We start from the raw sequence: 23452 nt of genomic DNA on the forward strand, positions 1-23452 counted from the left end.
AGGATATACGCATCGACGCTCGGTTCATCTTGGGTCAGATGTTGCTGCTCATGAATCTATGCCAGGCGTTCATCGCGTTGCTGCCTTATTGCAACGGTGGTTGCTAGGCACACATCATGGGGCGATACAGCCAAAACAACTTGATTCATATCTAGATGAGTTTGTTTTTCGTTTTAATCGACGGACCTCAAAATCTAGAGGCTTACTTTTTTATCGACTGCTTCAGCGTAGTATTTTAACATCCCCAATTACCTACAAGGATGTGATAAAAAAGTAAAATGTTGCTGATTAGTATATGAATGGAGCTAAAGGGATACCCCTTTTTAATATACAGTATATTTATAGGTTGGCAAAACTCATGCTTGTTTACACAAACTAGAGCGGCACAAATGCTTGTATTGCTTCAAAGGTTGAGTTAAAAATATAAGTAAATCAGACAGATGGATGTCTGGCATGGGTAGATACACGGACCCCCGTATATCAATTGTTAACACGCATGCGCGGTTTGCCACGGAAGAGGTTTCTATATTCCTAAAAATTTCCCTTCCTTTTCAAACGATTACATCTGTTTTTAATTAATAACAGTGTGGGTAGATACACGGACCCCCGTATATACAAATGTTATACGAATAGGTATTTTATGTTCACTAATGGAGTATCCATCATTCTCACTGGTACGAATGATGACTACAAAGGAATGGCAATCGCTTGGGTTTCTCAAGTAGAGAAAGAGCATTTAATTATCTCTATCCCAAAAGGCGCAAAAGCTACAAATTTATTACTTAAACGAAAAGCTTTTTCGGTGAATGAGTTAGGTTTAGGTCAGGAGGACTTAGCTCGAGAATTTGGTGGTAAAAACTGCGAACATAAGCCAAATGCTTCGCTAGCAAAAATTAATTCAACTGAGCATAATTTACCAATAATTTTAAACTGCTGCTCTTCTACTATTTGTCGAACTTTAAACGTAGTAGAAATAAATGAGCAGGTCGTAATTACAGCTGAAATTATTAGCTCAGAAAACCACTTAGGTATACAACCTTTAATTTTCAATAAAGCGGTATACTTTAAATAATTCGTATAACAAGTCGTTAAAGCAGGACAAATTACAGTTGGCTATTTGCTCCTTCGTCGCTTATTTTAGCCAACAATTATTTGCCTCTTAACGAGGCGTTATGTGTAAATCATCATGCCAGAATTTGAGCTAGGAACATTTTCAGTAGGTACACTAATTGGACTCTTGCTTGGTGCTTGTCTTGGTCATGCATTAGCAATTCGCAGAGGGAAAATACAATCTAGACACAATGCAGCAATAGAGCTTAAGAAAGCATTTCGCCGTTGTGCCTTGGAAATTGAAAATGGTGAAAACCCAACCATTGTAATTTCTGCCGAATACCATAAGCAACATGAAGCAGCAATGGATTACTCGGCAACCCTCAATGGCCGAGCTTTAAATATGTTTAATCGTGCCGTTAATGAATACACTGAATGGTTTAAGGTGGTCTGCAATAGAACAGCCGCCCAAAATATGTATGGGCAGGACGACCCTGAATATTTAAAAATCAAGAACAAAAACCCACTCACATTAATCAATGGCATACTTAAATATGCAAACACATAACAATTGGGTCGTGTGGGACGCTGCACCGCTGCGCGCCTTGCGCCCCACACCCTAAGCGTTAAGTTTTGAGTTGAACTATGAAATTCACAATAAAGTCGAACTATTACAAATATTTACTTCTGACATCTGTCGTCATTTTCATTCTGATTGATTTGTTATCTTTAGTTTCTATTTACCAATCACTTCATGTTTTACCCGCATCGAAAGTTACACTTTCTCTATTCGCAGTAGCAGTTCGTCTATGCGCTCTTCTGTGTTTACTTATGTCTAGAGGACCGCTGCTAGTATGCTTATATGTCTGGGGGGCTTCTATGGTAGTCGGAGGGGCTGCTGGAGTATTATCTATTGGGTTGTTTTCTAACTTTCAGCCAATATCAATTTTTATTAAGAACTTATTCTTTTTGACCCTTGGACTGTTAATAATAATACCCGCAAGAAAGCAAATTATTCCAGTATCAGAAGAATAATAAAATCACGTTCCTGCGTAAAAACTTAACAAAGCGCTGTTGTCAGACTGCTGTCTCGCTAGCGCTCAACATCTGCCGCAAAGCGCGGCGTTGGTATGACTCCCACCGTCAAGTTCACCCACACGAATATCTGCTTTTTCTTTAAAGCCTTTTTCTCAAAATAGGATGAGTTAACACATCGAATGAGGCCGGTAATGTCGTCGGTTTTCATGCTGGTATTCGTGGATTACTCATTCTTCAATGAGCAGCGCCTACCTTACTACTTTCTTGAATGAGGGGGCGTCGTGGCACCGATCTTCAGTCTATGTTCGAGGATCAACTACTCACGTAGTTGCCTGCCTAACGCCGTCGGAGCTTATGCCACTGCCGTGGCCCGATCCGATGCACTAACTCAAAACTGATCATTATGCAGGCACTCGTGATAAACGATTGCGTGGATTAACGGGCGAGAGCACCACTTCTCTGGCAATCGCCCAGATATAAGCAATCATCTCTCGCGCAATGGCCGTGACCACCACGTTGTAATGTTTGCCCCGTTTTATCAATCGCTGGTAGCGCCTACATAAACGTAACTGTGCTTGCCAACCTATATCAACGATCTCTTTACTCAGCGACTCTTGCCGCTTTTGCAGTTCTGTTGATATGTTCGCGCTATAGCGATAACTATGTGCGCCTTCAATCAATAAACGCCTGGCTCGTCCATTTCCGCATTTAGTAATGCTGCCTTGCCGTTTATGCCCGCCACTGGAATGTTCGCTAGGCACCAACCCTAGATAACTCATGAGTTTGCGGGGATGATCAAAACGGGTGAGATCTCCCAGTTCGGCAATAACCCCCACCGCCACTAATAACCGAACCCCTCGCATGGCTTGAACGGCCTTAACAACCGGATAATAGCGCCAGTTTTTCACATGATGAATCAACTCATTATCTAAACGTTCGAGCCGTTTAACGCGCTCAGTAATGGTTTGTATGTACTCCTGTAAAACGATCTGTTGGCTAGGGTAAGGCAGAATGAGCTCGGTTAACCAACGCAGGTGTTTTTGCGACCAGTTATCCGTGACTGTCGGTTTAATATTGTTACGCAGTAATAAGGCTTTAAGTTGATACTTAGTGTCTTTAAGATCCTTCATTGCCGTTTCCCGTGCTCGGGATAAATCACGTATCGCTTCATCTTCGGGTTCGGGCACATAAATAGAATCAAGATCCCCGGAACGTAAAAGCTGAGCGAGCTTCATCGCGTCACGCTTATCGGTTTTAATCCACTCTCCCGGTTTCTTCGGAATAAGAGAAGGAGCTACCACATAACAAGGATGGCCGAGACTCGTGAGCAATCGATAGACCCAGTAACCGCAGGGACCGGCTTCATAAACAAAATGAAGTGTGGCGTTGGGGTATTTAGATTGAAATTGACGTACCATTTTTTTTATAGACAGTTTGCTGCTAGGAATCCTGCCTACATGAGTGACCTTAGCGTTGCGATCATCTTCAACATAGGCGACTTCAACAAATTCTTTGTGAGTGTCTAAGCCAATAAAAACTATGCTACTGTTAATCATGCTGACCTCCAATGTGTATTGTTAACAAATACAGTATGGCTCTGGCTTACAGCTAACCCACGAAAATGGAGGTCAGCACCTCGTGGGAGTCATTATGTCTATGTGTCTTCTATTTGAGGGTGAGATTAGATGATTCCCTGTGAAAAGTACGACTATATTGAGATAGCTTGTATTTATCGGTATTTACTTAAGCTGACAATGAAATCAGGAAATGTAATAGAGTGCATTGCTCTGGATACAGCTCTTGATTCAAATAGAGCTGAATGTATTAAGGTAGAAACTCACGGTAGTTTTCGCTTAATAGTCTTAGATGAAATTTCAGTATTAGAAGCTTGTATTGAAAATCCACATTTTGATTTAATTACTTTTAATTAAGTATTTACACATAATAAGCGACTGTAATCGCCGCAAAAAGCGCGGCTGGGACTATTTATTAAATAGTCCTTAAGCCGAGCGCTATGCATCTATTGAGGCACTGAGAGTGCGTAAAGTTTTGCTCTTTGGGAACTCTGGTTCTGGTAAGTCGACGCTTGCAAAAGAGTTGTGCGAAAGGGGGCTGGCTCATCTGGATTTAGATTCCTTGGCATGGCTCCCTACAATGCCGCCTTTAAGAAAACCATTAATAGATTCACAAAAAGAGATTTCTAAATTTATCGAGTCAAATACAGGTTGGGTTATTGAAGGCTGCTATTCGGATCTAATAGAGGTCGCCATATCAGAATCCAATGAAATCATATTTATGAATCTTCCCGTGGATGCTTGCATCGCAAATGCCAAAAGCAGGCCGTGGGAGCCTCATAAATATGCCAATAAGCAAGCTCAAGATGCTAACTTAGGTATGCTACTTGATTGGATCGTCTTGTACCCTGAAAGAACAGATACTTTTTCTATGGCCGCTCATAATGAGCTGTACGAAAAATATCAGGGTAAAAAGTGTATGTTCACTAGCAATGAGAGAAGCACCTACGGCTAGACAACTTGGCGCCTATTATTTCGGTATTATGCGTTTATGCAAACTAGGAGTATCGTAAATTTGAATCAATTAACCGAACAACCCATAGGGTGCCCATACTGTGGTGAAACGATTGACGTTTTGATTGATTCAACTGATTTGGGTCAGCAGTATATTGAAGATTGCCAAGTATGTTGTAAGCCCATTAATTTCTTGGTTTCTGAAAGTGTTAATGGTGAGCTTGCTGTGAGTGTCTATAGTGAAGATGAAGCGTTTTAGTTATTCAAAATCAGCTATTTTTGTTCGCTGTCTTCGTATAGGATCCTCCCTACTATTTTTGCTTAGTAAACTTTTGATAATAAGACGTTCCAAATCTGTAAAGTTTAACTAGCTGCAACTCATTACCCCTTTCTGATATGACGTAAAACAAATGAATGATAAAACGATAGCAACTCACAGCGGTAATTTTCATGCAGATGATGTTTTCAGCATTGCTGCACTTAAATGCATTTTCCCTTCTTTTAAACTCATACGTACACGTGATCTGGAATTGATTAGTAAGGCAGACATTGTGATTGATGTTGGCGGTGAATATGATCCAGACGCCGGTCGTTTTGATCACCACCAACGTGGCGGAGCCGGTGAGCGTGATAATGGTATTCCTTATTCTTCATTTGGTTTGGTTTGGCAAAAATATGGCTTAGAAATATGCGTGGGTAACCAAGAGGTAGCCAATGCTGTTGATACAGGCCTAGTATCAACCATTGATGCTATCGATTGTGGTTATGGTGAAGGTGTTTCTAAGGGTGTTAGTCTTAGCCAAACTATCTCGATGTTTAACCCAACGTGGCAAGAAGATAGCCACTTTGATACCTGTTTTGATGAAGCCGTTGATTTTGCATCGCGCGTTTTAGCACGATTCATTGCCTCTGCTAACGGTGGTATTAGTGCCAAATCAATTGTCGCTAAAGCGATTGATAATGCAGAAGATCCGCGCGTGATTGTTTTAGATAAATACACGCCATGGAAAACAACAGTACACGCCTTATCTAAAGAAGCGTTATATATCGTTTACCCATCAGAGTCTGGCCAATGGAGAATTCAAGCCGTACCTGTTGAGCTAGGTTCATTCGAGGATAAAAAATCGCTGCCTAAGCAATGGGCTGGTTTATCGGGTGAAGCACTTAAAGGAGTGACAGGCATTGATGACGCTATGTTTTGTCATAATGGTTTATTTATTGCGGGTGCAGAATCATTTGAAAGCACTATGAAAATGGCTTCCATCGCACTTCAAGAGTAGTAAAAGTGCTCTTGAAAATATAACAAATCATGCGCGTTTCTTCTTGAGGTGTTATCTTCGTCTTAATGTTTGGGAGAATATTATGGCGGACATAAACCATCGAGTTGGCATCAAATCTTCACCTGAAGCAATCTATGAGGCGTTAACTACAGATGCCGGCCTCGCTAAATGGTGGACGAATGATGTGTCGGGCGCGGGAGACGTAGGCTCCATCATTGAATTTCGTTTTAATGGTGGCGGCCCAGATTTTATTGTGAAAGAGCTCATTCCCAATAAAACCGTATGCTGGCAGCATTCAGGGTGTATACCTGATCCTTGGATAGGTACAGAAATCTTATTTCGATTAGAAGCAGAAAAAGAGCAGACTTTTGTAAGGTTTACTCATTCCAACTGGAAAGAGGCGACAAATTTTATGGCTCACTGCAGTACTAAGTGGGCTGTTTTTTTGATCAGTCTTAAAGATTCGCTTGAGCTTGGTACAGGAACGCCTTTTCCAAATGACGTTCAAATAGATCATTCGTGAATTGAGCGTTGTTTAACAAGGTCATTCGAATCACCCCTAAAAAATAGGGGGATATTTGCTGCGTTATTTTTACGTTATCAATGGATCTTGGGTCGTATCTCTGGCTTAATGGGCTGTTGCAGCGTCTATTTGCTTATATACAACTCTTTGATTTTACTTTATGTTTTTACTCTGTATTGCCTTTATCATTCGAAACAAACAAAAAGCTGAGATGTGAGTTCTTTGTGGTATCCACTAAGTAGTGGGTAATCAAAACGATATGACAAGTGCAGGCAGTAAAAAAGAGGCAATGAATTTTTATTAACATGCTGATAAATATTGTTTGTTTGACTGGAAAATATGTAAAAAATGCTTAAAAAACAAAACAGTTTGAATGGTTTTAGGTATAAAGAAGACCGTTGGCCTGTCTTTATCGTACTAGCGCTGACAGTTATTGATTTTATTTTGTACTTTACTATCAATGATATAGCTGTTTTGGGTGGCTACTATTTGTTGATGTTACTTCCAAAGGGTGTTATCTGTGCATGGAATCACCACCACCAACACCTTTTCACATTTCGCCAGGCTTTCCTCAACCGGGGTTTAGAGTTTGTTTACGCCTTGCACACAGGTGTAACAACACATCTTTGGCGCCTACACCATGTATTGGGTCATCATTTAAATTTTCTTGATCAAGAACTGGATGAGAGTCGCTGGAAACGCAAAGACGGAACTCGAATGGGGATGGGCGAGTACACACTCAATGTTGCCCTGACCGCTTACACTCGCGGGTATCGAGTGGGCAAAAAGCACCCTAAGCAGTTATCAACTTTTCTTATTTATACAGCGATAACATTTATTATCGTGGCTATTCTTGTTTGGTATAAACCCGTTGCAGGCTTAATGTTATTCGTATTGCCGATGATCACCAGTCTACTGTTTACTGCTTATGTGACATACGAGCACCATTCAGGTCTTGATACAAAAAACGAATTTGAAGCGTCTTATAACAACCTAGATCCGTTGTTCAATCGTTTGACTGGCAACCTCGGCTATCATACTGCGCATCACCATAAACAAGGTGCTCATTGGTCAAAACTACCGGCACTTCATGCAGAAATTGAAGATAGAATCCCAGCTCACCTTTATCAAAAATCTATTTTTACACGGATGATTGGCAGTGGCTGAATCCGTTAAAATTTTTTGTTTAGTCTTTACTGAAAAGAGATTGAGTCTGTGACTTAATAAACTCAATAAATGCTTCGGTTAGCTTGTTATTGTGCGTAGGCTGGGCAACAAGGGAAAAGCGCCGTGTTAACTCCAAAGGGGAACTCAGTACTACTAAGCTACCCGATTTTACCTCTTCCGCGATCGAGAGTTGTGATAAACATCCCACGCCGAGCCCTGCTTTAACAGACTGTTTAATGGCTTCTTGTCGGTTTAATGCAAAAGCTACTTGTGCCTGTACATTAATGGCTTGCATGGCGGTATCAAAAATCCGCCGGGTTCCTGAGCCGTCTTCACGCAATATCCAACGCTGTTGTTCTATCTGCTCGCGGTTTAATTGCCCGGCTTGTGCTTGCGGGTGGTTTGTATGGCAAAACACTTCTAGTTTGTCTTCGTGCCAAGGTGTTATCTGTAATTGGCGATGCTGGGCAGGGCCTTCGATTAAACCAATATGCCCTTGCCCTTTTTCTAATGTGGCAATAACCTGCTGTGTATTGGTTATCTTAACGTCTGGTACAACGTTGGGATGTCGCTGAATAAACTCTGCAAGTAGGCGAGGGAGCAGGTAAGTCGCAATGGTAACGCTGGCTGCAATGCGCAAAGGCCCCGCTATTGTACCGTCTCCCGGTGTATGTAAACTGTCAATTAGGTGCAGTATTTGGTTGATCTTAGGTAGCGTGTCTCGGCCAGATTCAGTAATCATAAGCTCGCGGCCTACACGTTGAAAGAGTGGGTAGTCTAATGTCGATTCAAGCTCTCTGAGTGATTGGCTGGCGGCTGATTGGCTCATGGCTTGCTCGTCAGCAGCCGCTGTTAACCTGCCGAGCCTAGCGGTTGCTTCAAAGACTCTCAATTGCTTAACTGATACGCTCATAGAAAGTACGCTCGTAGAAAATAGTTTGTGACGGATGTTTCGTAATAAATGTTCGGTTTTTCTAATGTGTTAGATCTAATAATCCCATTTTACTTAATGTTTGTATAGATGGATTATGAGTGAAACAAATCTTTACACGGAGTTTTTCTCATGTCTCAAATATTAGCGTTACCGTTGATTGCGATAGTGGCTATTCTGCTCGCTAAGGTACCCGCTATCGCTCAATTCGGTTTAAGTGCTTTGCCACTAGCTATCATTTTGGGCATTGTTGTTGGTCATTTAAATACGCGCAAAGCGGCTGATAAAGAGATTATATTCACGCGTTTTTGTCAGCAAAAGCTGCTGCGTGCGGGGATCATTCTTTTTGGGTTTAGTTTGAGCTTCCAGCAAATTATCTCCGTGGGCTGGCAAGCGCTTGTACTCGATCTATTAGTGATTACGAGTATATTTTGTGTAGGTACTTATGTAGGTATCCGCTTTTTTAAATTAGATAGAGAGTTAGCAATTCTTACCTCGGTTGGTAGTGCTATTTGTGGCGCGGCGGCTATTCTGGCTACTGAGTCTGTATTAAAGCCACGCCAGCAGAATGTGACAGTTGCTGTTGCTACGGTGGTTTTGTTTGGCACGCTGGCCATGTTTAGTTATCCGTTTATTTTTCAGTTTTCTGGGATGAGTGAACAAGCCTTTGGTATTTATATTGGTAGTACGGTGCATGAAGTGGCGCAAGCGGTAGCAGCAGGAGAGGCTATCGGAGGGGAAGCCTTACAAAACGCAGTCGTTGTTAAATTAATTCGAGTGATGATGTTAGCGCCTTTTATTCTTATATTAAGTGCCTTTCTTACCCGCAGTAGTGATGGCTCATCTGGTGGTGAAATCGCTATCCCGTGGTTTGTGTTTGGCTTTATTGCGGCCTCAGGTATCAATAGTCTATTGCTGTTACCTGAGGCGCTGTTAAGTACTTTACAGCTGGCTAGCCAGTTTTCTTTAGCGATAGCGATGGCCGCTCTAGGTGTTCAAACGCGTTGGAGCACTATTAGGCAGGCTGGTGTTAAGCCAATGGTATTGTCGTTAATGCTCTTTGTTATGCTGATCTTTGGTGGGTTTTATCTAAACCAGTGGTTGATAGTTGCCTAGTCATGCATTAAAAACGTGTCAGTTATAATAACTGACACGCTAAAGTCTTAATGAGAGGTTTTTAGCTTTTAACGGCCGTTACTGCTTTCATGGCGTCTTGGCCTTTTTTCCAAAGATTGCCTTGCCACAGTTCTTCTAAGCCTGTTTCACCTGATGCGCCTTGAGTTGTTAGGTAGTCGTAATAGGCGGTAGGTTTGTGGCCGGTAAGGTTGTAAAAATCGGGGCTGCAGCGGCAGTAAAAACCATTGACGAGGTATTCGAAGAACTCTGCGCGAGTAGCGCCGAAATCGTTTTCAAAATCGACCATTGATTGAGATCGATACTCGATAGTCTTGTTCATGGCACGGCCAAGGTCGGCAGCGATTTCTGCCATCGTCTGTGACTGAGGGCCGGTAATATCATAAAACTTGTTAGCGTGGCGTTCTGGGCCTTCGCTCAATACCACGGCTGCCGCTTCTGCAATATCTCGAGTGGCAACAAAGGAGTTGCGTGCTTTACCTAATGGGTTACTGAACCAGCCTTCTTGGGCGATGTTGTCACAATCGGTCTTAAGGAGATGATTCATGAAAAAGTTGTTACGCAATACGGTTAAGTTCAGTCCTGCGTCGATCAAGGCTTTCTCACCCCACCAGTAGTGTTGTAGCATCAGGGGTATTGATGCACCTTCTCGGGAAGAGTGTTGCTCAGCTTGATAAGATGCCGTGTTGGTATCCGCGCCCATGCAGCTTACACGCACTACGTGTTTGATAGTGTCGATGCGATTTGCCAGCTCTTTACAAAAATTCAAATGGCCTTCTAGCATCGGGTCAAGTGATGCAGAGTAGATTGCGCTAACACCGTTTAGCGCAGCATCCCAGCTGTTAGCATCGTTCAGATCAAAGAACACTGTTTCATCAGCGCCTATGGCTTTCAAGTCGGCAATTTTTGATTCTGTGTGGTAGCAAGCACGTACCGTGAATTCGCCAGCTTGAGATAAATGAGCAACCAGTTCTTTACCAATACGGCCAGTCGCCGAGGTAACCAGCACAATAGCTTTGGTCATTGAGTGTTCTCCAGATAAAAAATGAAAATGATCTGTAATGAGGGAGGGTAAATTAAGATGGCAGTGAGCTGTGTAGTTACCCATTTACAACATATTCTGTTAGTTGTTGGTCTTTAGGGTAGGGCCAGTTAGATGGTTATTGTAGAGCCTGGTGTAGAGAGACATTTAATGGAGTGGGCCGCCGCTTGAAAAGGTCTGCTTGAGGTTTTGTCTAATGATGAGCCCTGTTTAGAGGCTTTAAATGGAAAAGGGCGTGCCAGTCATAATAACTGACACGCATTGTAGCTTTTATTGGCAAATGCTTTTAAACAGATCAAAGTACTCAGGGAATGTTTTTCGTGTGCATCCCGGATCATTAATCGTTACTGGCGTGTCACTGAGAGCAACCAGTGAAAAGCACATAGCCATACGGTGATCATCGTACGTATCAATCGCAGCATGCTGTAGCTGTGCAGGTGGGGTGACTTCGATAAAGTCATCGCCTTCAATGACAATGGCGCCAACTTTACGTAGCTCTGTTGTCATTGCTGCTAGGCGGTCGGTCTCTTTTACTCGCCAATTATAAATGTTTCGAATTGCTGTGGTGCCTTTAGCAAACAATGCTGTTGTGGCAATCGTCATAGCGGCATCGGGTATGTGATTTAGATCCATATCAACTGCAGTTAGCTCTTTGCCTTTTGTAACTTCTATATAGGTTGGCCCGTAAGTAACCTTGGCTCCCATCGCTTCGAGCACCTCAGCAAAGCGTTTGTCGCCTTGCACGCTGTCGGCTCCAACGCCATAAACGCGTACAGTGCCGCCGGCAATCGCAGCGGCGGCTAAGAAGTAGGATGCAGAAGATGCATCACCCTCAACCATGATCTCGCCAGGTGAGCGGTACTGCTGCCCGGAACGAATAACAAAAGACTGATAATTGTTGTTAATAACCTCAACACCAAATAAAGACATAGTATGTAAGGTGATATCGATATAAGGCTTAGAAACAAGTTCTCCATCAACATGGATGGTTAAGTCGTTTTTAGCAAGTGGGGCAGCCATGAGTAATGCAGTTAGGAACTGGCTTGAGATATTGCCCTTAATGCTGACTTCGCCACCTTGTAAACCATTGGCTTTGATATTAAGAGGTGGGTAGCCTGGCGTGCCAAGGTAATCGATGTCGGCACCGAGAGTTCTTAATGCGTCTACGAGGTCGCCAATTGGGCGCTCGTACATGCGTGGTTCACCCGTTAATTTATATTCGCCACTGCCTAAGCAAAGGGCTGCACAGAGTGGGCGCATGGCGGTTCCTGCATTACCCAAAAACAATGGGCTGTCTGTTTTTCCTAAAGATTGTCCTCGTCCGCTAACGGTGCAAGATTGGCGGTTCTCCGATAGCTTGTAACTAATACCGAGGGAGCTTAATGCTGTCAGCATATGGCGGATATCATCACTGTCTAACAGATTAGTGATAGTAGTATCGCCTTCTGCGAGGGCGGCAAGCAGCAAAATACGATTAGATAGGCTTTTTGAGCCTGGAATCTGTACCTCGCCGGCAACAGAAGAAATAGGCTGGAGTGTCAGGCTTTCCATTAAATTTAGGGCTCTATAGTAGACAATTATCAGGGGTATATAACCTACCTTGTGTTGCTCATAAGGTCGAGAGTAAATACATAAAAAATATCTATAAATAGTGATATTTATCTCTTGCTGATAGAGGCTTTTGGCGTATTAAGCAGGCTATGTTGATGAGTATCAATGAACGCCATTTCTATATCAGGGATACTGCTTATGAAGAAAAAAGAAAAATGTAACCCACCAAGGAAATACTTGATATGAGCGTTGAACATCACGATTTAATACATGAATTGCCTGAGTATCGCGATCAGATTCATTCTCTTAAAATGAATGATGCACATTTCTCCAAATTGTTCGCCGAATATCATGCTGTCACGAAACAAGTTGAGCGTATGGAGACGGAAGCAGAGCCGGTTGCAACGAGTACTGAAGAAGAGCTAAAAGTTAAGCGCCTTCATTTGAAAGATCAGTTATACGCAATGCTACGCGCTTCAGCATAAAGTGAGTTAGGTACGCCGTCTTCTCAATAGAAGCTGTTCGTACAACGCTAAATAAAACACCCGCTATAGCGGGTGTTTTTGTATCTGTTGCAATGCCAGAAATAGGGGTATGTGGTATAAATACCTCATTTGTATTTTTATATAGATAGGGTGATATGCAGTCTTTTCGTTTTAGTTGGAAGTATATTTTAAGCATTACTGTTGAGCATAAACGCGAGCTCATTTTTGCAAATTGGGTGGCTATTCTAGCGACAATTGCTTCTGTTCCACTACCTTTATTAATGCCGCTATTGGTGGATGAGGTCTTGCTCGAAAAGCCGGGGGTATTGATTGAGACATTATCTCCTCTTTTTCCTGAGCAGTGGCATGGCCCTGTGTTCTATATAGTGTCGATCTTAATCATCACAGTGATACTGAGGGCGATAGCACTTGTGCTTAATGTATGGCAGGCGCGACAGTTTACTATTATCTCCAAGGACATCATTTTTAGGATGAGGAAGATGATGCTGCTGAGATTAGGAAAAATCTCTATGGCCGAGTACGAAACACTCGGTAGTGGTGCTGTTAGTTCTCATTTTGTAACAGATCTTGATACGGTCGATCGTTTTATAGGTAGCTCTGTCAGCCGCTTATTAATTGCATCGTTATCGATTATTGGTACTGCCATCATCCTTCTTTGGATGCATTGGGCGTTAGCGCTATTTATTATGTTTTTGAACCCCGTTGTTATCTACTTTACAACGGTGATTGGTAAGCGGGTAAAAGAGTTAAAGAAGCATGAGAATAAGTCTTATGAGGTTTTTCAGGGCGCGCTGACTGAAACCTTAGATGCTATTCAGCAGATTCGAGCTAGCAACCGTGAGCAGCATTATTTAAGCCGTTTGGTAGACGATGCCCGCGAAGTGCGTGATAACTCCAGTGCATATGAATGGAAAAGTGAAGCTGCGGGACGTTTTAGTTTTTTAGTTTTTTTAATCGGTTTTGATCTATTTCGAGCAGTATCGATGCTGATGGTGGTGTTTTCGGACCTATCAATTGGGCAAATGATGGCGGTGTTTGGCTATTTGTGGTTCATGATGGGGCCGGTTCAGGAAGTGTTAGGGATTCAGTATGCATATTATGGAGCTAAGGCCGCGTTGGCTCGACTCAATCGAATTTTGGAGCTACAACAAGAACCGCAGTATCCTGCTTTGTCTAATCCGTTTGAATCGTCACGTAGTGTTAGCATAGAAATAGATGATGTTTATTTCTCATATAACGATGGTACTGAGATATTAAAGGGTCTTTCTTTGCAGATTAAGAAAGGGCAAAAGATAGCATTAGTCGGGGCCAGTGGTGGTGGTAAGTCTACGTTCGTGCAAGTGCTGTTAGGCTTGTATATACCGCAAGCTGGGAAGGTTCGCTTTAATGGTGTTCCAGTAGAACAGATTGGCCTTGATGTGGTCAGAGATAATGTGGCGACTGTTTTGCAGCACCCAGCGCTATTTAACGGCACTATTCATAGTAATCTATGTATGGGGAAAGATTTTAGCGAAGAGTCTATATGGAAAGCGTTGAAAATAGCGCAGCTGGATAAGTTTATCCGCGCATTAGATAAAGGTTTATATGCGCTAGTGGGTAGGCAGGGGGTTCGACTATCGGGAGGTCAGCGGCAGCGTTTGGCTGTGGCTAGAATGGTGTTGGCAGACCCGCAAGTCGTCATTCTTGATGAGGCGACCTCTGCATTGGATACTGAAACGGAGCGTGCTCTGCATGATGCGTTGCAAAACTTTTTGAAAGACAGAACTACTCTCATTGTTGCACATCGCTTAAGTGCTGTTAAGCAAGCAGACCACGTTTATGTTTTTGAGGATGGAAAGGTTGCAGAAGAGGGAGGGCATCATCAATTAATTGAACAAGATGGGCTCTATGCTCGTCTTTATGGGCAGCATTAGTTGTGTAACTACAGCGAATACATTGGCTGTTGTCTTTATTGGGCAATAGTAAGTAAAACAGAGAGTTGTTCTTCTCGAGTTGATTAAATGAGGCGATAAAATGATTTTTCCTAAAAAAACAATGCGCGGTACTGTATTGGGTACTATCGCTATGGCCTTGGTGCTATCCGGTTGTGCTTCGCCAGGTTTAACGGGTAAGACCTATAGCCAAAGTGAAGCAAGAAAGGTTCAAACTGTCCGTTATGGTACGGTTTTGTCCGCCACTCCTGTTGTTATTGAAGGCCGCAAAGATGGAGTGGTGGGTACCGGTGCTGGTGCCATCGTCGGTGGTATTGCAGGAAGCACTATTGGTGCTGGTAAAGGAAGTAGTATTGCTGCGGTACTCGGCGCTGTTGCAGGAGGCATGGTTGGTCAAGCGATAGAGGGGAATGCTACTCGTAAGCAAGGCCAGGAAGTTACCGTGCGTTTATCTAATGGAGAAACCTTGTCTATTGTTCAGGAAGTACAGAATCAGGCTTTCTTCAGAGTTGGCGAGCAGGTACGTCTGCTTAAAAGAGGCGGTGTAGCACGTATTGTTTATTAGAATGTAAGCTATGCATTGTTGAGTCTGCTTAAATGGCGGGCATAAAAAAGGCGGATTATAAATCCGCCTTTTTATTACCACTAAAGCTTAGTCTTTGTTAGCGCGAGGCTTGCGAGGAGCAGATGATCTTGGTCCTCTGTTTGATGGGCGGCCACCTTTTGATGGGGTGCCTGCACCGTCAACTGCTTTAAGATTTAGACGTTGTCCACACACTACAATCTTCTGTAGAACGGCAACGGTTTCTTTCGGTAAACCAGCAGGTAGATCAACAAAAGTAGCTTTGTCTTTGATCTCAATCTGGCCAATGAAACGGCTTTCAATATCAGCTTCGTTTGCGATGGCGCCAACAATGTTACCTGGTTTAACGCCGTGCTCTTGCCCAACAGATAGGCAGTAGCGTTGCATGTCTGCATTTGAGGTTTCACCGCGTGGTTTGCGAGGTCTACGTTCACCGCGCTCAGAGCGGCTATCTCTGCCGCCACTGTCTCTATCATCGAATGATTTAGGGCCGCGAAGCTCTTTTTCACTAATAAGTAGAGGCGTTTGTCCTTGTAGTAATACAGCTAAAGCAGCAGCTATATTAATAGGGTCAGTGTCATGTTCTTGCTGATATTCAGTTAACAGGTCAAGATATTGAGATAGATCTTGGCTGTCCATAGTCTCGCTGATCTGCTGTTTAAAGCGGTCCAGGCGTTTAACGTTGATATCTGCTGCCGATGGAAGCTCCATTGGCTGAATTTTCTGGCGGGTAGCTTGTTCAATCATGCGTAGCATGCGCTGTTCACGAGGAGCAACGAATAGAATAGCTTCGCCAGAACGGCCAGCGCGGCCTGTACGACCAATACGGTGGACGTAGGACTCTGTATCATATGGGATGTCGTAATTAAGAACATGGCTGATGCGTTCAACATCAAGACCACGAGCAACAACATCAGTCGCGATAAGGATATCGAGCTTACCATTCTTAAGGCGCTCAACTGTACGCTCACGAACTTGCTGAGAAATATCGCCATTAAGTGCTTCGCAGGCATAGCCACGGGCAGATAGTTTCTCGGCCAACTCAGTAGTTGCTGACTTAGTGCGTACAAAAACTAACATAGCGTCAAACTGTTGCATTTCAAGAATACGAGTAAGAGCGTCTAGTTTATGTACACCGCTGACGCGCCAGTAGTGCTGTTTGATTGTCGTGGCTGTCGCTGTTTTGCTAGCAATCTTAATTTCAATAGGATTCTTAAGATGCTGTAGTGCTAACTTGCGAATTGCCTGTGGCATTGTTGCAGAAAACAAAGCAATTTGGCGTGTAGGTGGTGTATGACTCAGAATCCAGTCAACATCATCAATAAAGCCCATGCGTAGCATTTCATCTGCTTCATCAAGTACGAGTGTTTGTAGGTTGTCTAGCACTAGAGAGCCGCGACGGATATGATCCATTACGCGCCCTGGTGTGCCTACAACAACGTGTACGCCGCGGCGTAATTGACGTAATTGAACATCGTAAGCCTGACCACCGTAAATAGGAAGTACATGGAAGTTAGGCATGTGACGAGCATAAGTCTGAAAAGCTTCAGCTACCTGAATAGCTAGTTCTCGTGTTGGAGCCAAAACTAATAGCTGCGGATTCTTCGTATTAATATCAATACGCGTCATGATTGGCAGAGCAAAGGCACCAGTTTTACCTGTACCTGTTTGTGCCTGTCCAAGCAGATCTTTTCCTTCAAGAAGATGAGGGATACATTGAGCTTGAATTGGCGAAGGTGTTTCGTAACCGATCTCTTGTAGCACTTGCAACAAAGGAGCGGCCAAGCCCAGTTCTTTAAAGGCGGGCTGGTCGTCTAATGACATCTAATTGAACCTGTTATAAATCTAGGTCGATTAGATCGACCGGAATGGAATGATAATGAGGCATTATAGAAGATTTGGCTCGTTTAGTACAGGCCGCAGTTTTAATGCACATAATAGAAAATAAGTGTGTTTTGAGTAGAAAATACGCATTATTCAATTGAAAGGAGGGGCTTGGGGTCGGTAATAACCGATGTTACGGGTTATTACTAAGCCACTCTCGCGTTTGTTGTACAGAAATGTCTTTTAGTAAGACTGATTCTGCCAGCATGATGAGGAACTGATGGTCGAGTAGGAGACCGCTGTCTAGTTCTTTGCATAGGTAGCAGGAGTTGTTTCGATGGTCTTTGTATTCGATGTATAAAAATAGAAAAGTGTTTGGTTTGCCAAGATTGTCTTTTCGTTTTCCATGGCTGCTCCATATGCGTAAAGGGCAGTTATGGGTTTTGCTATTGATAATCTGATCTAAGATTTGCTCATCGATAGAGTTGTCTTCATGGCGGCTCTGGCTTGATGACAAGTCTGCAGTGGGTTGGTGTGCTTCAAACATGTTCGCTCCTGATATAAAAAATCAAAAGCTGACGAAGTAGAGGGGCCTGGTTAATTGTCGATAGACCGCATCACCGAAATTCGGTATCCACCTTGCCCAGGTTGGCAGGTTGGCGAGGACGTCAGCCCTTCTCTTGATGTTGTATATAATTTAGCATCAAGTAATTTATGCGGCAAGAGTTGTAGGTGTATATATTTTCTTGGGCTTTAAGCGGTTACCCAAAGAATGACTGCATCGTTCTCGCTGGTAGATGTGACTGCATGGCCCATTTCGCAATCGTAATATGCACTATCGCCTTCATCTAAGCTAACCGGTTCATAAAACTCAGAATAAAAGATGATGCTGCCGCTTATTACATAGAGGAGTTCTTCGCCTTCATGTCTGACCCAGTCGCCAAATTCCTCAAAAGACCTAGCGCGAATAGTGGTGCGATAAGGCAGCATTTTTTTACTGGTGAGCTGGTTTGCTAGTAATTCGTGCTCGTATGTTGGTGTAGGGTGAGGCTTTCCTTCTCCGGCGCGGGTGATATCTCTTCTTCCGCCAGCACCGGCTGAGCGTGAAGGTTGGGAAAACAGTTGGGGTATATCAATACCCAGTCCTTTAACTAGCTTGGATACGGCAGTAAAGGTAGGAGATATTTGTTCGTTTTCAATTTTTGATAATGTAGAGCGGGCCAGTCCTGTTAGTTTGCTGGCTTCTTCTAGCGTTAGGCTTTGGCTTAGTCTAATTTCGCGAACTCGCTTTCCTAGCTGAAGAGGCTCAACTGTATCTTCGCTGGTTGCACTTCGAGTGACATTGAATGCAGGGTTTTCGCTATGTTGGGGTAGTGGTTGGTCAGGCATGAATGTCTCCGTTTTTTCTTCTTATGTGTTCTCAGGTAAACCGTATTAGAGAGTCATCATTAGTCTGAATATTGTTGAGTGTTGAGTGTATTTTTGCAGATTATAGTGGATTTGAACAAAAGTTTCTTATATGAAAGCTATGGTTGTCATTTATTTGCTTTAAAGGGGGCTGCAACGCCAATGCCTGACTTTCCGTTATGTTTAACGTAATACATGGCTCTATCTGCTCTGGTAAGAAACTGATCAAAAGTCTCTTCATGATTTTTATAAATGGCAATGCCAATACTTGCACCCAATTTGCTATGAGAGTTGTTGAATTGCATGGGTATTTCTAAGCTGGCAAGAATTTTATGAGCGAGGTGGTGTGAGCCTTCACGTGTGCTGTTCTCAAGTAAAATAAGAAACTCATCTCCGCCGAGGCGGCCAAAGATGTCGCTTGATCTGAGTAGTGTTTGGGTTTTCTTTGCGAAGCGGATCAGTGCTTGGTCCCCGGCCGAATGCCCGTGAGTGTCATTTATCGCTTTAAAGCCATCAAGGTCTATATAGAGAATAGCGGGTGTTAGATTGTTTCTCTTGGCAAGTTTTATAAACATATCCAAATAAGACGACAGCGCTGAGCGATTAGCCAGCCCTGTAAGTGAATCGTGCGTTGCTAGGTGGATAAGCTGTTCTTCTGCTGCGCGCCGGGTGGCAACTTCGCGTTTTAGTTTTACGTTTAATGACAGAAGATAAAAGCTAATGCTGGCCAGTATTGTCATTAAGCCTACAGCAAAGTAAATGATGGGCTTCCAAAAGCTCCAGTCGATACTACTTTCATATTTATAGATAAAACCTTCAAGGCTGTGCTTGTTTCTAATGATCCCGGCGTCCGCGAGCATGTTTACCATATGCTGCCATCTTTTTGGATTCATGTGACCGATTTCAATCAGTTCTGGCATTATAAGCTCGTGAGCCATGTTAAGTTCAAAACGAAGGTGTCCTAGGTCTTTCTTGGTTGGGTATTCGTTTTTGAAGAGTGTTATGGCTTCTTCGGGGTGGCTTAAAGCGTACTGCCAGCCTTTAAGGCTAGCGGCAATGAATGCATCGGTGCGTTTTTGGTGAGTAGTAATAGATGATTTATTGGTAATTAAAATGTCGCTATAAAAATCTATACCATAGTCTGTTGGCTTGATCAGGTTATAAGGTATGCCGAGTTGCTCTAGGGCGTAGGGTTCATTGGAGATGTAGGCGTTGAAAGCATCGACTTCATCGTTAACTAGATCGTTAAGGTCGGTGCTGGTTGCTATAAGGTTAAGGTCGAACTTCGATAATTTTTGCTGTTTTAGTAGCAGCATTAGTTCGGGGTCTTGGGCGCCAGGGAATATCATGACATTTTTTCCGGCAAGGTCTGCGGGTGTTTTTATGCCTGATGAGCGTTTTGTGAGGAATGCACTTGGTGAATGTTGATATATCGCTGCTAATGCGGTGACGGGTTCTCCATACATAAAGGCAGTAAGGGCGTTGCTATTTTCGACGCCATAATCACTACGGCCACTAACAACTTCTTGCCAGGGGATGATGCCTGGGCCGCCTGCTTTAATTGTGACATCTAGCCCTGCTTCATCATAAAAGCCTTTAGACTTGGCGGTGTAATAGCCGATAAATTGTGCTTGATGGTGCCAGCGAAGTTGAAGAGTCACTTTTTCTGACGAAATGGCTTGCTGCGGTAAGAGGCCTAAAATACAAATTAAATAAAGTAATACCCGCACATGTCAGTCCTTGAAGAAAAATAGCTGGTGTTTATTTAAAAGTAAGAGTCGTGACGATGCAAACAAAAAGTAACGAAAGAAGATATATAGCAGTATATTAAAGAATGGTCGGAGCAGCAGGATTCGAACCTGCGACCCTCTGGTCCCAAACCAGATGCGCTACCAGGCTGCGCTATGCTCCGACACAATTCACAAGTTATTGGCTCCTCGAGCTGGACTCGAACCAGCGACCAATAGATTAACAGTCTACTGCTCTACCAACTGAGCTATCGAGGAACGACTCAACCTGTGGGCGCGTATATTAGTGATGGAGGCACATGTCGTCAAGCGAATTGTGGTAATTATTTTTAATAAAGTCGTTGTTTTTAATCATATTAACTAACTTCTTATATTTCGCTGTTACATGTGGTGCAATATAGGCATTAATAGAGAGCGGACTTCTATACGAAGTGGTTACTAGGATATAACAATATAAGTCGATTTGAATCGACAAGAAAAAGCTGAATAGAGATGTGATATGACATGTATTACGGGTAAAGATGCGCCGTTAGAAGACTCAGTCGAAAAAATGTCCCACTTATTGTCAGAGTTGGGTTTTGATATAGAGGAGCTTAATTGGTTAAACCCTGTGCCCAATGTGTGGTCCGTGCATATTAGAGATAAGAATTGCCCCATGTTGTTTACAAATGGGAAGGGGGCTACTCAAGATGCTGCTAGAGCAAGTGCGTTAGGTGAATATTTTGAACGGCTAAGCTGTAACTATTTCTTCGCAGACTTTTATCTAGGTAAAAATATAGCTGAAGGTGACTTTGTTCATTATCCAAACGAAAGGTGGTTTTCAGTTGAGTCTGATGAAATACCGAAAGGGTTATTGGATGAAGCAACATTAAGCCATTACAACATGGATGATGAGCTAACAGCCTCCATGCTGATAGATACCAATTCAGGGAATAATGAACGGGGTATTTGTGCTTTACCATTCGTTAAACAGAAAACGAATCAGGAGGTTTGGTTTCCCGTCAACATTATAGGTAATCTTTACGTTAGTAATGGTATGGCTGCTGGGAACACTTCATATGAAGCGAGAGTTCAAGCTGTATCAGAAATATTCGAAAGGCATATAAAGAACACTATTATCTCGTCGGGCATTAGCTTGCCCAAAATACCGGATGAAGTTGTGGATCGGTATCCAAAAGTAGTGGAGGCAATTGCTGCGCTACGTGAACGTGGTTTTGTTATTTATGTTCTAGATGCTTCATTGGGCGGAAAGTTTCCTTTGGTTAATATAACGCTGTTTAACCCAGAGAACGGTGGTTGCTTTGCTTCTTTTGGTGCTCATCCAAAATTTGAGGTTGCGTTAGAAAGAACTATAGCTGAGCTGTTGCAGGGACGAGCTCTTGATCAGCTAGCCGATTTTCCTGAGCCTTCTTTTGACATTCAGTTAGTGGCAGACCCCCATAACCTAGAAACTCACTTTATCGATTCTAGCGGCTTGGTGTCATGGGAGTTGTTTTCTTCTGATGCAGATTATGAGTTTGTTGAGTGGAATATAGAAGGAGATACAAAAGCTGAGTTTGAGCATCTATGTTACCTAATTCACAAAGTAGATATGGATATATATATTGCAGATTATGAGCACTTAGGTGTTTATTGTTGTCGCGTTATTGTGCCAGGCATGTCTGAAATCTATCCAGTAGAAGAGCTGGTATGGAATAACAATAATATTGGCGTGCCTATGCGTAGCAGAATCATGACGCTAGCTAAGCTTACTAATTTAGAGCTTGAAGAGCTATATGAAGAGTTGGCGGTGTTAGGTTTGGATGATCAGCAGTTGATATCTGATCTTATTGGTATTACACCAGATGCAGGTGGTTGTTATGAAGGGCTTAGAGTAGTTGAGCTCAAGTGCTTAATTGCATTGTGTTTGCAAGATCATGGCGCAGCGCTTGAATGTAATGATTGGTTGCTGCAGTTTGGGGAGCTAAATAAGTCACAGCAAAAAGTGCATCGTTGCCTTAACCAGATGCTGCAATTTACCTTGCTTGAAAAGGACAAAACAGATGCCTTCTCAAGAGTGCTCAAAGACTTGTATGGCTCTGACTTACTGGCGAAGTGTCAAAACCTTATTAATGGCAAGAATGTATTTGATCATTTAATAGGTGTTGATATGGATTTGTCTCAACTTAAAGAACACTCCTCATTGTTAGCGGCATATGAGCGCCTTCAAAAAGCCAAAGCTTAATTCTTAACGTCATTTCCCCAAGTTTTGATCGAGAGCAGGGTTATAGGCTTTAGTGCAAACTAAAGCCTCCTGCTTCGGCAAAGTTCTTTTCTGTCGACTATCCTGTACCACGGTACAATTTTAAAAAAGAATTGAAATCAGTTAAATGGTCTGTAACTAGACGAAATTTCTATGGGGTAAAATCGCATGGCTACTGTTGTAGGATCTGTAAGCTTTATTGTTGGACAAGCGTATGCAATTAAAGCAGATGGAACACAGAGACTTTTAGCGCTCGGGGATGATGTATATGCCGATGAGGCTATACGAACTTCGCCAGACGCCAAAATTGAAGTATTCATGTCCAATGGTGAGTCAGTTGTACTTGAAGGCGGACAAAGCTGGTTGGTTACCGCCGAAACATACACCTCAGCCGAGGATTACCCTATAGATGAAGCAGTGGTTGATGCTGAACTAGCATCAGTTGACGCTATTCAACAAGCTATATTAGAAGGACTTGACCCTACATTAATTGCTGAAGAGGCTGCTGCTGGTAATGTAGCAGATGGCGGAAATGCTGATAATGAAGGTAATACATTTGAGCTGATCGAGCGAACAGCGTTAGAGGGAAATCCTGAAGCTGGATATGAAACTACTGGCTTGGCTCAGGCACAACCTGAAATCATAAGAGAAGCTGGGTTATTCAACGTGGATACGGCGACCGCCGCCACGGTTGATATTAAAGATGACAGCCTTAACGATGACATGATCAGCAGCATCGACGCGCAGAACCTCACCGTCCTACAAGGTACGGTCGAAGCGGGCGGCAGCGTCGATACCCTGACGGTCACCGATGGCAGTGGCACAAGCGGCCCGATCAGCAATTTGGTGGTTAACGCCGATGGTAGCTGGACGGCGGTTGTGGATGTCACCGGCTTAGACGATGGCACCTTAACGGTCACCCTGGATGCCAGCGATGCGCTGGGTAACACCGCCCCGCAAGTCAGCG

At 43.1% G+C, this 23452-nt stretch carries 24 protein-coding genes, 2 tRNA genes and 1 riboswitch; of the genes, 15 read left to right on the forward strand and 11 right to left on the reverse strand.

Annotation, left to right across the window (positions count from 1 at the left end; genetic code table 11):
• The 3 genes from G511_RS0117145 to G511_RS0117155 form a co-directional block, all read left to right on the forward strand.
• Window positions 1–277 (forward strand): transposase (locus tag G511_RS0117145; RefSeq protein WP_028468965.1); only part of this gene is annotated, 277 nt, incomplete at its 5' end.
• Between the two features lie 363 nt (window positions 278–640).
• On the forward strand, window positions 641–1072 hold the full coding sequence (locus tag G511_RS0117150) for a flavin reductase (protein WP_028470734.1): 432 nt from the start codon (window positions 641–643) through the stop codon (window positions 1070–1072).
• Between the two features lie 114 nt (window positions 1073–1186).
• Window positions 1187–1618, forward strand: coding sequence for a hypothetical protein (locus G511_RS0117155; RefSeq protein ID WP_028470735.1), 432 nt, complete (start codon window positions 1187–1189; stop codon window positions 1616–1618).
• 525 nt (window positions 1619–2143) lie between these two features.
• Here G511_RS0117155 and G511_RS24420 read toward each other — a convergent pair.
• Both G511_RS24420 and G511_RS0117165 read right to left on the reverse strand, forming a co-directional pair.
• The gene (locus tag G511_RS24420; protein ID WP_156905245.1) at window positions 2144–2296 is read right to left on the reverse strand and encodes a hypothetical protein; all 153 of its coding nucleotides are present in this window, start codon (window positions 2294–2296) and stop codon (window positions 2144–2146) included.
• A gap of 193 nt (window positions 2297–2489) precedes the next feature.
• Window positions 2490–3644 (reverse strand): IS110 family RNA-guided transposase, encoded by a 1155-nt coding sequence (locus tag G511_RS0117165; protein WP_028470737.1) that lies wholly within the window; start codon window positions 3642–3644, stop codon window positions 2490–2492.
• Window positions 3645–3773: 129 nt separating this feature from the next.
• Between G511_RS0117165 and G511_RS0117170 the strand changes: the two genes are divergently transcribed.
• From G511_RS0117170 to G511_RS0117195, 6 genes are all read left to right on the forward strand, one after another.
• A complete protein-coding gene (locus G511_RS0117170) occupies window positions 3774–4019 on the forward strand; it encodes a Rho-binding antiterminator (RefSeq protein ID WP_028470738.1) in 246 nt (81 codons plus the stop codon).
• 106 nt (window positions 4020–4125) lie between these two features.
• Complete coding sequence (locus tag G511_RS0117175; RefSeq protein WP_028470739.1) at window positions 4126–4617, forward strand: P-loop NTPase family protein; 492 nt, start codon at window positions 4126–4128, stop codon at window positions 4615–4617.
• A 60-nt stretch (window positions 4618–4677) separates the two neighbouring features.
• Window positions 4678–4875: a CPXCG motif-containing cysteine-rich protein gene (locus tag G511_RS0117180; RefSeq protein ID WP_028470740.1), complete on the forward strand. Its 198-nt coding sequence runs from the start codon at window positions 4678–4680 to the stop codon at window positions 4873–4875.
• A 151-nt stretch (window positions 4876–5026) separates the two neighbouring features.
• Window positions 5027–5896 (forward strand): MYG1 family protein, encoded by an 870-nt coding sequence (locus tag G511_RS0117185; RefSeq protein WP_028470741.1) that lies wholly within the window; start codon window positions 5027–5029, stop codon window positions 5894–5896.
• 82 nt (window positions 5897–5978) lie between these two features.
• Complete coding sequence (locus G511_RS0117190) at window positions 5979–6419, forward strand: SRPBCC family protein (protein ID WP_028470742.1); 441 nt, start codon at window positions 5979–5981, stop codon at window positions 6417–6419.
• Between the two features lie 348 nt (window positions 6420–6767).
• Window positions 6768–7586: a fatty acid desaturase gene (locus tag G511_RS0117195; RefSeq protein ID WP_028470743.1), complete on the forward strand. Its 819-nt coding sequence runs from the start codon at window positions 6768–6770 to the stop codon at window positions 7584–7586.
• A 19-nt stretch (window positions 7587–7605) separates the two neighbouring features.
• Here G511_RS0117195 and G511_RS0117200 read toward each other — a convergent pair whose 3' ends face one another.
• Window positions 7606–8499: a LysR family transcriptional regulator gene (locus G511_RS0117200; RefSeq protein ID WP_028470744.1), complete on the reverse strand. Its 894-nt coding sequence runs from the start codon at window positions 8497–8499 to the stop codon at window positions 7606–7608.
• Between the two features lie 150 nt (window positions 8500–8649).
• Here G511_RS0117200 and G511_RS0117205 point away from each other — a divergent pair, with 150 nt between their 5' ends.
• Window positions 8650–9633 (forward strand): YeiH family protein, encoded by a 984-nt coding sequence (locus G511_RS0117205; RefSeq protein ID WP_028470745.1) that lies wholly within the window; start codon window positions 8650–8652, stop codon window positions 9631–9633.
• A 61-nt stretch (window positions 9634–9694) separates the two neighbouring features.
• Here the strand turns inward: G511_RS0117205 and G511_RS0117210 are convergent, their stop codons facing one another.
• Window positions 9695–10675: an NAD(P)H-binding protein gene (locus tag G511_RS0117210; RefSeq protein WP_028470746.1), complete on the reverse strand. Its 981-nt coding sequence runs from the start codon at window positions 10673–10675 to the stop codon at window positions 9695–9697.
• Window positions 10676–10963: 288 nt separating this feature from the next.
• A complete protein-coding gene (aroA, locus tag G511_RS0117215) occupies window positions 10964–12244 on the reverse strand; it encodes a 3-phosphoshikimate 1-carboxyvinyltransferase (RefSeq protein WP_028470747.1) in 1281 nt (426 codons plus the stop codon).
• Between the two features lie 242 nt (window positions 12245–12486).
• On the opposite strand from aroA, the gene G511_RS0117220 reads away from it, so the two are divergent.
• The 3 genes from G511_RS0117220 (at window position 12487) to G511_RS0117230 (ending at window position 15246) form a co-directional block, all read left to right on the forward strand.
• Complete coding sequence (locus tag G511_RS0117220) at window positions 12487–12729, forward strand: HP1242/YdcH family protein (protein WP_028470748.1); 243 nt, start codon at window positions 12487–12489, stop codon at window positions 12727–12729.
• Between the two features lie 155 nt (window positions 12730–12884).
• Complete coding sequence (locus G511_RS0117225; protein ID WP_028470749.1) at window positions 12885–14663, forward strand: ABC transporter ATP-binding protein; 1779 nt, start codon at window positions 12885–12887, stop codon at window positions 14661–14663.
• Between the two features lie 100 nt (window positions 14664–14763).
• Entirely contained in the window at window positions 14764–15246 is a 483-nt protein-coding gene (locus G511_RS0117230) for an outer membrane lipoprotein (RefSeq protein WP_156905246.1), read from the forward strand.
• An 87-nt stretch (window positions 15247–15333) separates the two neighbouring features.
• On the opposite strand, the gene G511_RS0117235 is transcribed toward G511_RS0117230, so the two are convergent.
• The 6 genes from G511_RS0117235 to G511_RS0117260 form a co-directional block, all read right to left on the reverse strand.
• On the reverse strand, window positions 15334–17088 hold the full coding sequence (locus tag G511_RS0117235) for a DEAD/DEAH box helicase (RefSeq protein WP_028470751.1): 1755 nt from the start codon (window positions 17086–17088) through the stop codon (window positions 15334–15336).
• Between the two features lie 193 nt (window positions 17089–17281).
• Window positions 17282–17635 carry a hypothetical protein gene (locus G511_RS0117240; protein WP_028470752.1) on the reverse strand — a complete coding sequence of 118 codons (354 nt, stop codon included), beginning with the start codon at window positions 17633–17635 and terminating at the stop codon, window positions 17282–17284.
• A 40-nt stretch (window positions 17636–17675) separates the two neighbouring features.
• Window positions 17676–17780, reverse strand: a riboswitch (SAM-I-IV-variant riboswitch).
• Window positions 17781–17841: 61 nt separating this feature from the next.
• Entirely contained in the window at window positions 17842–18477 is a 636-nt protein-coding gene (locus G511_RS0117245; protein ID WP_028470753.1) for a helix-turn-helix domain-containing protein, read from the reverse strand.
• Between the two features lie 146 nt (window positions 18478–18623).
• Window positions 18624–20225, reverse strand: a complete 1602-nt coding sequence (locus G511_RS0117250; RefSeq protein WP_028470754.1) for a GGDEF domain-containing protein — start codon at window positions 20223–20225, stop codon at window positions 18624–18626.
• A gap of 105 nt (window positions 20226–20330) precedes the next feature.
• Window positions 20331–20407, reverse strand: a tRNA-Pro gene (locus G511_RS0117255).
• 18 nt (window positions 20408–20425) lie between these two features.
• A tRNA-Asn gene (locus G511_RS0117260) sits at window positions 20426–20501 on the reverse strand.
• A 241-nt stretch (window positions 20502–20742) separates the two neighbouring features.
• Between G511_RS0117260 and ycaO the strand changes: the two genes are divergently transcribed.
• Entirely contained in the window at window positions 20743–22467 is a 1725-nt protein-coding gene (gene ycaO / locus G511_RS0117265) for a 30S ribosomal protein S12 methylthiotransferase accessory factor YcaO (RefSeq protein WP_028470755.1), read from the forward strand.
• A 186-nt stretch (window positions 22468–22653) separates the two neighbouring features.
• The coding region (locus tag G511_RS0117270; protein WP_028470756.1) for a retention module-containing protein at window positions 22654–23452 on the forward strand (799 nt) is incomplete at its 3' end.

Source organism: Neptunomonas japonica DSM 18939 (assembly GCF_000422765.1).
In the GTDB taxonomy this organism is placed as follows: Bacteria; Pseudomonadota; Gammaproteobacteria; order Pseudomonadales; family Balneatricaceae; genus Neptunomonas; species Neptunomonas japonica.